Origin of the sequence: Sporosarcina sp. GW1-11, from assembly GCF_033088395.1 — a bacterium.
Classification (GTDB): Bacteria; Bacillota; Bacilli; order Bacillales_A; family Planococcaceae; genus Sporosarcina.
In genome coordinates, this window is sequence record NZ_JAPMIW010000011.1 from 59,725 (window position 1) to 72,115 (window position 12,391).

The window sequence follows — 12,391 nt, forward strand, 5'->3', positions numbered from 1 at the left end:
ATGGTAGAAGGTAATATGCTCATCGTAATATTTTTACTATCACTCGCGGCATTATTCTTCATGATTTTGAAAATGAAGATTGAACCATTTGTTACGTTAATTATCGTAGCGATTGTTACGGCTCTAGCACTTGGTTTCCCTTTGGAAGAAATTCCGAAAGTCGTTACGACCGGTTTTGGTAATACGCTAATCGGTGTAGGGATCTTGATCGGTCTTGGTGTTATTTTCGGTCAGTTTCTCGGAGTGTCTGGGGCAATTGAGAAAATTGCAGGCGCTGTATTGCGCGTGTTTGGTATAAAACATTCAGCTGCGGGACTGTCATTAACAGGAATCGCTGTTTCTATTCCCGTCTTCTTTGATGCAGCCTTCGTCATTTTAAGTGGACTAGTGAAAAGTTTGTCGAGACGTACAGGGATTTCAATCGTAACATTCGTTACTGCACTCGGTGTCGGTTTGATTGTTTCGCATAGTATGATTGCGCCAACACCAGGTCCACTTGTCGTGGCAGAAAATACAGGCTCAGATCTAGGACTATTCATTTTGTACGGTATCATTTGTGCAATTCCCGCCGCTATGATTGGTGGCTACTTTTACGGAACGTTCATCGGTAAACGAATTCATACAACACCTGAAGAACTAGAGGAAGATATTATCGTCCCTGAGCCTGTTGCAGGACGCAAAGAAATCTCCACAGGTTTATCATTCTTCATGCTCGGGCTACCGATTATGTTGATTCTCTTAAATACAGTAACAAAGTTATGGTTAGAAGAAGGAACAGTCTCACGCATTTTAGGTTTCATCGGCGATAAAAATGTCGCACTTCTGATTAGTGTGATTGTTGCATTGATTGTATTGAAACCATATATTCACGTGCCATATAAAACGTTATATGATGAAGCGATCAATTCTGCCGGTATGATTATCCTCGTTACAGGAGCGGGTGGTGCATTCGGTGCCGTCATCAATCAAAGCGGAATCGGTGATTATTTGATTGAAACGATGCAAGGTTGGAGTATTCCAATTCTCATACTCGCATTCATCTTCTCGCAAATTTTACGTGCATCACTTGGTTCGGCGACCGTTGCGCTCGTTACGACATCCTCCATTCTTGGACCGATGGCAGGCGAACTTGGCGTATCTCCAATTTTACTAGGGCTAGCAATCTGTGCGGGAGCGATAGGCTTGTCGTTACCAAATGACTCTGGTTTCTGGGTTGTGAATAAATTCGGACGCCTGACGATTCCGCAAACGATTCAAGCGTGGTCAATTGGTGGTTTCGTCGCTGGTTTGACAGCGCTTGGTATGGTTTATTTATTGAATTTGATGAGCGGATTCTTACCTGGACTCTAATGGGTAGATCGCAAGTAGTCTTCTATCGCTAACCTTTCAGAAATCGTCTATACTAGGATGGATTGAAAGAAAAGGGGGAATCAAGTTGACACTAAAAACAATTACAGCAGAAGAGTTGTTCAAGAAAATGAAGTCTCAAGAAGAGGTCGTGCTTGTGGACGTGAGAGCCGAAGATAAATATAACGACTTCCATATTGAAGGACCAACAGTAGAAAGTATACACATACCGAAAACAGAGATTTTTAAGCTGGAAGATCATCGCGAAGAGCTTATTTCATCCATGCCAACGGATAAAGAAGTAATCATTACTTGTACGACTGGCAATTCTGCAACTAAGTGTGCGAATATCCTCGCAAATCGCGCTTGTGATGTTGTCCTTTTAGAAGGCGGCATTACCGCTTGGAAAGAATATTTGAATAGTATAGAATAAGAAAAGTCGATTGATGGAGGATTTCTGTCAATCGACTTTTTCTATGAGTAAATAATCTATAGTTTCAGCGTCTTAATCCATTGCATTAGAAATTAATTAATAAAACACTTGCAAATAGGAATGATTCCTGTTTATAATAAAGCAGACTTGTTGAAGTAGTATTTTTTTACGTATTTCTAAATAGTAATCATTACGATTTGTTGTATGGAGTTTTTAGTAGGTTGTTTTCCAATAAAGGAGTGAAATTGTTGAGTACAAAAAAAGTTCCAGTCACTGTATTGAGTGGGTATCTCGGTTCAGGTAAGACGACGTTGCTGAATCATATTTTAAGTAATAAAGAGGATTTGAAAGTCGCTGTAATAGTTAATGACATGAGCGAAGTGAATATTGATGCTTCTTTAGTAAAACAAAATGGTTTTTCCAAAACAGATGAGAAATTGGTTGAAATGCAGAATGGCTGCATTTGCTGTACACTTCGTGAAGATTTGCTAATAGAAGTGGAGAGGTTGGTGAGAGACAGTGTGATCGATTATATTGTGATTGAATCAAGCGGGATTAGTGAACCTATACCGGTTGCTCAAACATTTACATATATTGATGAGGAACTAGGAATTGATCTATCTGCGATCTGTACACTTGATACGATGGTGACAGTCTTGGATGCGAATCGCTTTTGGAACGACTACGCTTCTGGGGAAAGTCTTTTGGAACGTAAACAGGCAGTGGATGATACAGACACAAGGGGGATAGCCGATTTATTAATTGATCAAATAGAGTTTGCAGACGTTATTGTATTAAATAAAGTAGATTTAGTTGCACCGATAGATGTTCATGAGCTAAAGGCGGTAGTGCAGAAGTTTAATCCACAAGCTAAGATCATCGAAAGTGAATTTTCAAAAGTATCTTTAGATCAGGTGTTAAACACGGGGCTATTTGATTTTGAAAGATCTAGTCAAGGGGCAGGATGGTTGAAAGAATTGAATGAAGAGCATGTTCCGGAAACGGAAGAGTATGGTATTACTTCATTTGTTTATCGCCGTAATAAGCCGTTTCATCCTGAGCGATTCATGTCATGGATTGAGGAATGGCCCGTGGACGTCGTTCGAGCGAAGGGCTTTATTTGGTTAGCTACAAGGAATGACATCGTGTGCCTGTTGTCTCAAGCGGGACCTTCATTGACGTTCCAAGTAGCGGGTAATTGGATCGCGACGTATCCAGAAGCAGAACAAAATAGAATTATAGATGAAGAGCCGGAAATATTGAAGCGCTGGGATACTGTGCATGGTGATCGGTTGACAGAACTTGTCATGATTGGTATCGATATGGATCGCCAACAAGTAGAATGTGTATTAGACGAGTGTTTGCTTACAGAAGAAGAAATGACTCAGAAGTGGTCCGAGTTTGAAGATCCTTTGCCTTCATTCAATATATAATTAGGGGGAAACGAAATGAGAGTAAACATTACGCTAGTGTGTACTGAAACAGGGGATCGTAATTATATGACAACGAAGAATAAACGAACGAATCCCGAGCGCATCGAACTTATGAAATATAGTTCAAGATTGAAGAGGCATACACTGCATAAAGAGAGTAAATAAAGGAATACATGAAAATTTCCAAGTAAAAAGAGTCGATTGATGAAGGTAGCCCATCAATCGGCTCTTTTCTATTTATTATACCGAAACAATGAAAGGGCACTCTTATTATGAAGATATACAGGGCACTTTTATTGAAAAAAGTCGGAGGATTACGGTTTTAGCTGATTAAGCGAATATCTCATTTCAAGGCTCTTCGTATACTTTAATTGACACGGTAGGACACGTCGATTTTTCTCCCGAAATGCAAAGAGAGATTCAAGTGCTGGATACACCTTGAATTATGCGACAACATTTCCTTCGTTTACGAATGGTGAAGGTTCACAGAGCTTACAGTTTGGTGGTTACGATGAATGTCACGACTTACAGCACGTTATTAAGCGGTCTTTCCTGTGTCTCACATTGATTAGAATATATAATATACCTATAATTCTATTCGTAACTTTCATAGTTCTATAGAATAATTGGATGCATATGGTATGATAGTCTAAATGAAAGCGTATTCAGTTGGAAACGTAAATGGTAGGAGGAATAGTTTATGAAAATGATTCTTCAGCAAAAGCAAGAATTAAATTTAAGAATGACTACGGAACTTCGCCAAGCAATCGAGTTACTACAACTTAATACACATGATTTGGAACTATATATTAGAGAACAAGAATTAGAAAATCCTTTAATTGAACTAGAAGAACGTGAAAGCCGTGATTCATTTCAGGAAAGTGTGAAAACTTCAGTTGGGGGACAGGGGCAAGACTCTCAGGAATGGATAAAAGAACAAACGGAAAGTAAGCGAGATCAGCTAATTAAGCAGGTGAATATCAATTTCTCAGATAGTGAAACAAAACGATTATTGAAAACGTTGATTCATAATTTAGATGATAACGGATATTTATCTGAAGAAACGGTGTTGATGGATGCTTGTGAGTTGGAAAGAGGTATAGCGTTATTGCAGCAACTAGGTCCCCCTGGTATTGGTGCGCGGAATTTACGTGAGTGTTTATTACTTCAAGTTAAGCAATCGCAATCCTACCCCGACATGGCTGAGGAATTCATTGGAAACTATTTATCTTTAGTAGCTGAGCGGAAATGGTCTGAAATTGCGAAAGGGATGGATATTTCCTTGCACCAAGTAAAGGAGTTGTATGAGTATGTACTTACACTGAAACCACGCCCTTGCCCTGAACTTGTAGATTCAGAGATTGAATTTGTAACACCTGATATTATCGTTACTGAGAAGGAAGGTAACTTATCTTTTCATTTAAATGATTATGGGTTGCCAAAAATTAGTTTGCGGCAGGAATATGTCTCCCCGCTACAACGTTCGACAGAGTTATCATCATATTTGCATGAATATCATAAGAAAGCACAGTGGCTTTTGTCGAGTATTGAACAACGGCGCCAGACAATTATTCGAATGGTGACGGAATTACTAGAAAAACAGCGATTGTTTTTTCTAAATGGCCGTGAAGCGCTAGTACCGATGACATTAAAGGATATTGCGGATAGTATTGAGATGCATGAATCAACAATTAGTCGTGTAGTATCGAACAAAATCATCCAGACACCTGTGGGAACGTTCGAAATGCGTACTTTGTTCACTTCTAAGTTAGACACAGAGACAGGTGCTAGTATTTCTCAAGCGACAGTTAAATCGTTACTAAAAACATTGATTGATGAAGAAGATAAGCGAAAACCTTTATCTGATCAGAAAATTGCTGATTATTTTAGAGAAGTAAAAGGAGTGACGATATCACGAAGAACGATCAGTAAATATCGTGAAGAGCTACAAATTCCAACTTCAAATAAACGGAAAGCAATAGTGTAGATTATTAATAGATCAAAAAGCCAATCACGCCGGTCGTGATTGGCTTTCTTCTGCTTCTAGTCTCAATTGCGCACGTTTTTCCATATGCATGACTAATCGGATACTCGCTTCATAAAGTACCATCATCGGAATAAGAACAATTAATTGACTAAGAAAATCAGGTGGTGTAATCAATGCTGAAAGTACACCTAATGTCACATAAGACCACTTTCGCACTTTCTTCATCGTGTCGCCTGTCAACAAACCAATCGCAGCTAAAAACATTGCGACCATTGGCAATTCGAACAATAAACCGATCGGCATAGTCGTAAGTAATAAAAACCGTGCGTATTCCTGTGCTGAAATCATAATATCAAAATTCATCGTACCGAGTGAAATAAGGAAATTATAGCTCAGCGGATTGACGACAAAATAACCGAATGCTAATCCTCCTACAAAAAGTAAAAACATCACAGGGGAGTATAGGATTAGAAAACGACTTTCCTGCTCATTCAATCCTGGTTTGACAAATTGCCATAAAAAGTTACAGACAAAAGGCAAGGCTAAACCAAATGCTAAAGCTGCAGAGACTGACATATAGAAAGAAATGATTTCCAATGGACTTAGTACAATTAATTTATGTCCTCTCGTGACATAAGGAAACCAAAGATTAATTGTACTGAAGACACCAACGAAAAATACTAAAAAGATTATAACACTTTTTATCAACTGTTTACGTAAATCAGTTAAGTGATCTACAACCGTAGGCTCAAGCGAAGAGTCTTCTATAACAATAGAATGTACCGATTGGAGAGATTCAACAGAGTCATTTATTTGTTTTTGTTCAGGAGGTGTCATCTATTTCACCTGCTCTTTTATTTCTACTTTCTGCGCTTCGATTTTCTTTGACTCATCATCGTCATCCATAATATCTTTTGCAGATTTTTTGAATTCCGCTAATGTTTTTCCTACTGCAGAACCGACTTCAGGTAATTTGCGCGGTCCGAATAGTATTAAAATGATGACTAAGATAATAATTAGTCCTGGTACCCCAATGGCGGCTAAATTCATAGCACTTCCTCCTTTCCTTCTCTGAAAAACATAGTCCTTTTTTTATAATGTCCACTTTACACAATTTTCAAACAATCACCCGAAGTATATATTGAAATGGTAAATGGGAGGGATTTTTAATTCTACTGATTAAATTTTCTAGTATACGGACAACCTGAACGGTAAGTACATACATGCGCAGAAAGAAGTGATGAGTATGGGTGAATTAGAAAATGAAGCGCCTGCATATGTAAATCGGCTTGCCAAACAATTGGCACCTTCTACGGATGTGGTTAAAAAAACACTGAAAAGAAAAGAGCGGATTGTCCATTTGCTGTATTTGAAAAGCGTAGTAGACATGATGCAACTGCAAGAAATTATTGTTAAGCCTTTCTATGAATTATCAAAAGAACAAAACTTTGCGGATTATATAAGGTCCTTACCTTACGAAACAAACATGCCTTCAGGAGATGAAGAAGTTCTTATTGAAATAACAAAAGGGAATGTCTTTGTCATGATTGACAAGCAAATCACCTTGCTTGAGTTAAAAATGGTAGCGGCTAATGCGGTGCAGGAGGCGACGATGGAACCGACTATTCACGGCCCGCAGCTAGGCTTAAGTGAAAGTTTGGAGACGAATATTAATGTGATTCGCCAACGATATCATCAACCTTCGCTGATCATCGAGACAGTACAGTTAGAAGAAGCTTCAAATCGATCAGTCGCATTAGTTTACGATACAGATCTTGTTCGTCCTAAGTTGTTGAAAGATATAAAAAAGCGTATTCAGTCGATAGATATAAAATTAATTCAGGGGAGCTCGGATCTTCAGTATCACATGAACGAGGTGAAATATAGTTTATTTCCTACAAGCCTTCTTACGGAAAGACCGGATCGGGTTCTTCATAATATGGCAGCTGGAAAAGTTATTATTTTAGTAGACGGAAGTCCGCATGCTCTAATTACACCTACAGTATTTTTTGATTTTATGGCTTCAATGGAAGATAATTATTACTCATTTTGGGTAGTTAAATTAATTCAATTTCTTCGTTATGGTGGATTGTTTACTTGTATTATGTTGCCGGCTTTATATGTTGGTATTACTTCTTACACACCAGATGTTTTCCGAACGGAGCTTGCATTGACAGTGGCGGCAAGTCGAATCGGTGTACCGTATCCATCCTTTATCGAAGTGTTTTTTATGTTGATATTCATTGAACTTCTAACAGAAGCTAGTATGCGGTTGCCCAATACAATTAGTGCGACAGCGACTACTGTTGGTGGATTGATCTTAGGGACTGCTGCAGTAGAGGCTGCGCTAACTTCAAACATTTTGGTCATCGTTGTCTCATTAGTAGCTATTTCCACATTTGTCATACCGATTAGTGAGATGAATTATGCAGTTAGAGTTTGTCGGTTTTTCTTATTGGTCTATACAACGGTATTTGGTCTAGCAGGTTTAGTTCTTGGCATGTTGGGGCTAATTATGTATTTAGTGAATAAGGATAGCTTTGGCGAACCGTACTTACGATTGTTCGGGAAAAACCGTCAAGAAGAATTAAAGGCGGATGAACAATGAGTCGCTTTGTCTATTATTTATTAATCTCTAATATGGTAGCTAATATGATCGCTGCTGGGCCAAGGATTTTATTTAGTAAAAGTGAACAAGGTGCCATTGTGTCAATGATTATTGCGCTATTCTTTGGAGTGTTTATCAATTGGGCGCTGATTAAGTTTTTTAATGCTTTTTCAGGGGAAAGTCTTCCTGAAATTTTAGATTTATATGTAAAGAGATGGATCTCAATTCCTATTCTAGTGGTGCTTGGTTCAATCTGGTATATCGCGGGTCTGCAGACATTAATAACATATGTCGATTTACTATTACGGTTTTTAGCTCCTGAAATGTCTGTATACACAACCCTGTCTATGTTTATTGTTGTGATTAGCTTTGGTGTCATTATGAAGAGTCGTAGTATTCTATTCACACTTGAACTTGTGTTTGTCATGCTATTACCTTTTGCTATTTACTATGTAATAAAGCTTTATTTTTCACCGCAAATTAGTTGGGATTATGTAAGGCTAGCAATGTCATTTATCGATAATCCGCCAAATTACACAGTCTTTTCAACGACATTATTTTTCTTCATTGGAACGTTTGACATTATCGTGTTCAATTCCCTGTTAAAGAAGAAAATGATCTTCGGTCTGAAAGAAGCCACTTTCGTTTTCCTGTTGGGGGCGTTCACCATCTTCACAACTTATTTTATTCCTATTGGTGTATTAGGATTTGATCGAATTAAAGATTTTATTTACCCTTGGATCTTTACAAGTGATTCTATTCGAATGAAATTTGGAGTGATCGAGCGTGTCGTATTTATCTTCTTATTAATCTTCTTAGCTGTAGCGTTTTTAAGTATCATGATACATTGGCACGTCTCATTTAAGTTATTTGAAAATGTATTTCGTTTGAAAAAGTCAATGACTAATAAGGGGAAGACTATACGCACTTGTATTCTACTCGTGGCTTTTTGGGTAGTAGCATTTTTCATCACAGTAAGAGTGACGGAGTATGATTTATTTACCTATAGCTCCTATTATTTCAACCTTATGTCTGTTGTAATCGTTGGGTTGTTAAGTTTGTTATGGATGCTAAATAGGAGGGCGAAGTCATGAGAAACGCCACTATTGTAGTAAAAGTGTTGATAATCGCATTGTTACTAGGGGTTGTGTTGCTACAAACGGGTTGTGCTTTTAAAGATATAGATAAACGCATCTTTGTAGTAGCAGTTGGTATAGACCCTTCAGACAAATTTGATGAAGGTTTTAAAGTAACGCTGAAAATCGCATTACCGTTTGGTTCTATTAAAACCTCGGCAAAACCAAGCTATGCTTATATATCTGAAGAAGGAGCTTCTGTTGGCGAAGCGATTCGATTGTTGGAAACGCATGTTGATAAAGTGTTGGAACTGGGACATATGAAGACAATTGTTATTCACGAGGAACTTTTGGCAGAGCATTTGCAAGAATTTATGGACTACTTTGTTAGACGCGCTGATATTCAATTGATTGCCTACGTCGCTGCAGCTAGACCATCAGCAGAAACCATACTGAAAGTCGAGCCATCGACAGAAGCACCAGCCTCGGTCGCATTATTTAACCTCTTCGGAGACTCCGCAATTGAAAGTCCATTTATCGTTACGACGTATTTATTTCAATTACGTAGGGATCATTTGGCAAAAGGGATTAATTCCGTACTGCCATTAATCGAGACGAACGAAAATAAAGATTTGCTAATAGTGAATAATTCAGTTGTTATCTCTAGAAAGAAAGCACCGGTTATTCTCAGTATTGTGGAAACTAAATATTATGATTCACTATTAAAAGGTTCTACAGGCTTTACTTATCAAGTTGAAAATGATCAATTGAAGGTACTGTTGGATATTAGTAAAAGCAAGATGAGCTATAAAATTATTAAAAGTAAAAATCAAACGCCAAAGACAATTGAGATTCATATTAAAATGAAAGGAATTATTGGAGAGTCAAATAAAAAACTTTACTTATCCAAGTTAGATGAATACAATGACATGGCATCCAAAGAAGTGCAGAAAAAAGCATATGAATTTTTCAAAAGAATGCAAGAAGAAAGTGTAGATCCTTTCGGCTTCGGCTTGCGTTACCGTAGTACTCAATTACACCGAAGTGATGTAGAGAAAGTATGGGCGAATGCGTATCCGACTGTTGAATTTAAAGTAACGGCAGACGTCAACTTACAAAGTACAGGAACAACAGAATAATTTTGAAAAATACATTATCCTAAATCCATTAGGGTGGTGTGTATATAAATACCCTATAAGAGGGACTTTTTCAAAGTGTCCATCTTATAGGGTACAGCTTATTGAGACATTCAGTTTTTACTTCCTAAGGTTACGACGTTCTTTATTTTCCATACCGTTCGGTTGTTCACGTTTCCGATCGAAGTTGAACTCTTCCCCGAACTCCATGTTTTCAGGTTGTTCCTGACGTTGACGCTGATTTTGATTCGGTTGTTCTTGACGCTGACGATCTGCTTTTCGTTTATTCATTGTATGCACTTCCTTTTCGATTGTTAGAGGACTAGCCGTCTACACAGATAGCTTGTGCAGAATTGAGCAAACTATAACAACAAAAAAGAAACTTCACTGCGCCCAGTGAAGTTTCTTTTCGTATTAATTCAAATGAAGTGGTGGAGGGAAAATCCATCCTTTTTCTTTGTTCAAACTCAGTAGTTTCGCACCGAATGCTACTTTTTCCATATGGGCTTTGGCAAATAAGGCCGCAACATCTTCGCGCAAGCATTGACCCATCGCCAGACTACATGAAACGAGTCCTTGACCAACATTAATAGAAACGGCTCCGCTTATTTCTTGATCCATAAAGAGAACGCCCGCAGGAATGTCTTCTCGATTACATTTCGGTCTTTCTGGTAAAGCAGGTGGCGGCGTGATACCATTCGCTTTTAAAACTTTACCGAATGAAGCATTCTCAGATTTCATCGTCTTAATAGCTTGTTCTATTAATTGTTTGAGATCGGAATCACCTGCTTGATTGACAAAGGCTTCGTAGCCACTGATTAAACCGTTATTGGCCCCAATAAATGCCCAAATTGCAGTTACTTCACCATAGTGTAACGGCTCATCTTTTGAATTTCCATCTAAAATACCCAATGAAACCACTCCTTACATATTATGAACTTTCAGGAGTAGTATGGCCGTAAAGAAACCTTTTATACGATTATTTTTTATACGTTGTAACAAATGAAGGTCTTGGGAAAATATTTGGACGTTTATCAACACCGTCATCTGTGCCTCGTTTGGCGTGCGCTTTTCCATACGCCTGTGAGGACTGCCAAGCTGTAAAGGATTCCTCATCATCCCACATCGTCAAAATGACGTATGTATCAGACTCTACAGGACGTAGTACACGAATGGCCACGAAACCAGGTTCAGCCTCAATCAAACGCGCACGATTACTAAAACGTTGTTCAAAAATCTCGCGGCCATCTTCAGATACGGGTACATTATTCAACACAGCGAAACGTCCGGAAGGTAGATCACCGCTATGATCCATTACTTCATACTCGACTGCATTTTCCAAGTGTGTAGTTTCAGCCTCTTGTAACACTAAAACTTCCTCATCGTTATTCAAAAGAATCGCACGTGCTTCTTCCGGTAAGTTACCTGCATCTTCTAGTGGACCTGTCCATTTAAATAATTTCATAGTAGACACCTCATCATCTTCATTTTTAGTGATTGGTAATAGTATAACCGAGAAATGAAAATGCTTTCAATGAATAAGGAATGCGTCAATTACGTGTAAGACATAAATAAGTGGGTGAAATATTAAATTAATTACATGCAGGAGGCTAGTAAATATAAAAATTGAGATCTGAACTTGAGGGATGCTCATAGTCACTGTTGATAAGGCGCAGAAGTCTGTAGCGATGTGGCATAACTAATAAATAGACATAAAAACACCTCCCTTTATAAGGAAGGTGTTTTCTCTGTTTATGTAAGCCGTCTTTGCCGTAGTTTAGTCATAGAAAGTTTTAAACCACCACTCCTCAAAGTGGGTGTTTGCGGAAATGTTCCTGTTTGTCCGGATTGCTAAAAAGGAATCCGGCACGCCATTCCCATTTCGTAATAAACTCCCTTTTACAGCTTAAAGGTTAAAACTTAATGTACATACGAACAATACAGCTTGTAAATTAATAGTACACCCGGACGCGTAAAATTGCAAATGGAAACTTTTGTTGTGAATTGAATCTTAAACGGCAGGTGGAACGTATAGTGAAGAAACCGCAAAGGGGCGATATGCTCTATGGAAACTAATGAAAAGGCTACTGAAAATAAGGAAATAGTCACTACGAGGGAATTACAGGAAATCAGTGCGTTAAATCAAGAAGTGGAAGAATTACGTAAGGAAGTTAAGCAACTACGAGAAGATCTCGAGTTGATTGAAGTGTTCCAAAAGAAGCCTGTTGTAACTGCTGACGTCATCGGGGTTATTGGGTTTTATATTATTGCTGGACTCGTCATTATAGGAATATTTTTTTAACCGAATGGTACATAAGTGGAGGAAAAAAGCTGAGTGTTCTAAAAGTCGATGAGTGTTCAAACTCTGAAT

14 protein-coding genes, 1 other RNA gene and 1 pseudogene are annotated in these 12,391 nt (G+C 38.3%); 10 read left to right on the forward strand and 6 right to left on the reverse strand.

The genetic code is table 11. The features are described from left to right. The 6 genes and pseudogenes from ORD22_RS08755 (at position 1) to rpoN (ending at position 5,200) form a co-directional block, all read left to right on the forward strand. Positions 1-1,350 (forward strand): GntP family permease, encoded by a 1,350-nt coding sequence (locus ORD22_RS08755; RefSeq protein WP_317645567.1) that lies wholly within the window; start codon positions 1-3, stop codon positions 1,348-1,350. Positions 1,351-1,435: 85 nt separating this feature from the next. Next, entirely contained in the window at positions 1,436-1,780 is a 345-nt protein-coding gene (locus ORD22_RS08760; protein ID WP_317645568.1) for a rhodanese-like domain-containing protein, read from the forward strand. Between the two features lie 248 nt (positions 1,781-2,028). Next, positions 2,029-3,213 (forward strand): GTP-binding protein, encoded by a 1,185-nt coding sequence (locus ORD22_RS08765; RefSeq protein WP_317645569.1) that lies wholly within the window; start codon positions 2,029-2,031, stop codon positions 3,211-3,213. A gap of 15 nt (positions 3,214-3,228) precedes the next feature. Next, positions 3,229-3,378 (forward strand): 50S ribosomal protein L33, encoded by a 150-nt coding sequence (rpmG, locus tag ORD22_RS08770; protein ID WP_317645570.1) that lies wholly within the window; start codon positions 3,229-3,231, stop codon positions 3,376-3,378. Positions 3,379-3,508: 130 nt separating this feature from the next. Continuing rightward, a pseudogene (locus ORD22_RS08775) lies at positions 3,509-3,646 on the forward strand (GTP-binding protein); the annotation flags it as partial. A gap of 267 nt (positions 3,647-3,913) precedes the next feature. Beyond that, entirely contained in the window at positions 3,914-5,200 is a 1,287-nt protein-coding gene (gene rpoN, locus ORD22_RS08780; protein ID WP_317645571.1) for an RNA polymerase factor sigma-54, read from the forward strand. 24 nt (positions 5,201-5,224) lie between these two features. Here the strand turns inward: rpoN and tatC are convergent, their stop codons facing one another. Then, a complete protein-coding gene (gene tatC / locus ORD22_RS08785) occupies positions 5,225-6,037 on the reverse strand; it encodes a twin-arginine translocase subunit TatC (RefSeq protein WP_317645573.1) in 813 nt (270 codons plus the stop codon). Next, on the reverse strand, positions 6,038-6,250 hold the full coding sequence (gene tatA / locus ORD22_RS08790; protein WP_317645575.1) for a twin-arginine translocase TatA/TatE family subunit: 213 nt from the start codon (positions 6,248-6,250) through the stop codon (positions 6,038-6,040). A gap of 196 nt (positions 6,251-6,446) precedes the next feature. Between tatA and ORD22_RS08795 the strand changes: the two genes are divergently transcribed. The 3 genes from ORD22_RS08795 to ORD22_RS08805 are packed head-to-tail and all read left to right on the forward strand — an operon-like array spanning position 6,447 to position 10,023. After that, complete coding sequence (locus ORD22_RS08795) at positions 6,447-7,808, forward strand: spore germination protein (protein ID WP_317645576.1); 1,362 nt, start codon at positions 6,447-6,449, stop codon at positions 7,806-7,808. After that, the gene (locus ORD22_RS08800) at positions 7,805-8,902 is read left to right on the forward strand and encodes a GerAB/ArcD/ProY family transporter (protein WP_317645577.1); all 1,098 of its coding nucleotides are present in this window, start codon (positions 7,805-7,807) and stop codon (positions 8,900-8,902) included. Before ORD22_RS08795 ends, ORD22_RS08800 begins: the two co-directional genes overlap by 4 nt. Continuing rightward, a complete protein-coding gene (locus tag ORD22_RS08805; RefSeq protein WP_317645578.1) occupies positions 8,899-10,023 on the forward strand; it encodes a Ger(x)C family spore germination protein in 1,125 nt (374 codons plus the stop codon). The genes ORD22_RS08800 and ORD22_RS08805 overlap by 4 nt, the downstream gene beginning before the upstream one ends. Before the next feature lie 117 nt (positions 10,024-10,140). Here the strand turns inward: ORD22_RS08805 and ORD22_RS08810 are convergent, their stop codons facing one another. The 4 genes from ORD22_RS08810 to ssrS form a co-directional block, all read right to left on the reverse strand. Then, on the reverse strand, positions 10,141-10,311 hold the full coding sequence (locus ORD22_RS08810; RefSeq protein ID WP_317645579.1) for a hypothetical protein: 171 nt from the start codon (positions 10,309-10,311) through the stop codon (positions 10,141-10,143). A 123-nt stretch (positions 10,312-10,434) separates the two neighbouring features. After that, positions 10,435-10,932, reverse strand: coding sequence for a DUF3231 family protein (locus ORD22_RS08815; RefSeq protein WP_317645580.1), 498 nt, complete (start codon positions 10,930-10,932; stop codon positions 10,435-10,437). 67 nt (positions 10,933-10,999) lie between these two features. Next, entirely contained in the window at positions 11,000-11,485 is a 486-nt protein-coding gene (locus tag ORD22_RS08820) for an antibiotic biosynthesis monooxygenase family protein (protein WP_317645581.1), read from the reverse strand. Positions 11,486-11,774: 289 nt separating this feature from the next. Next, a non-coding RNA gene (gene ssrS, locus ORD22_RS08825) (6S RNA) lies at positions 11,775-11,970 on the reverse strand. A gap of 115 nt (positions 11,971-12,085) precedes the next feature. On the opposite strand from ssrS, the gene ORD22_RS08830 reads away from it, so the two are divergent. Beyond that, positions 12,086-12,322 (forward strand): hypothetical protein, encoded by a 237-nt coding sequence (locus ORD22_RS08830; RefSeq protein ID WP_317645582.1) that lies wholly within the window; start codon positions 12,086-12,088, stop codon positions 12,320-12,322. The last annotated feature ends 69 nt before the right edge of the window (positions 12,323-12,391 follow it).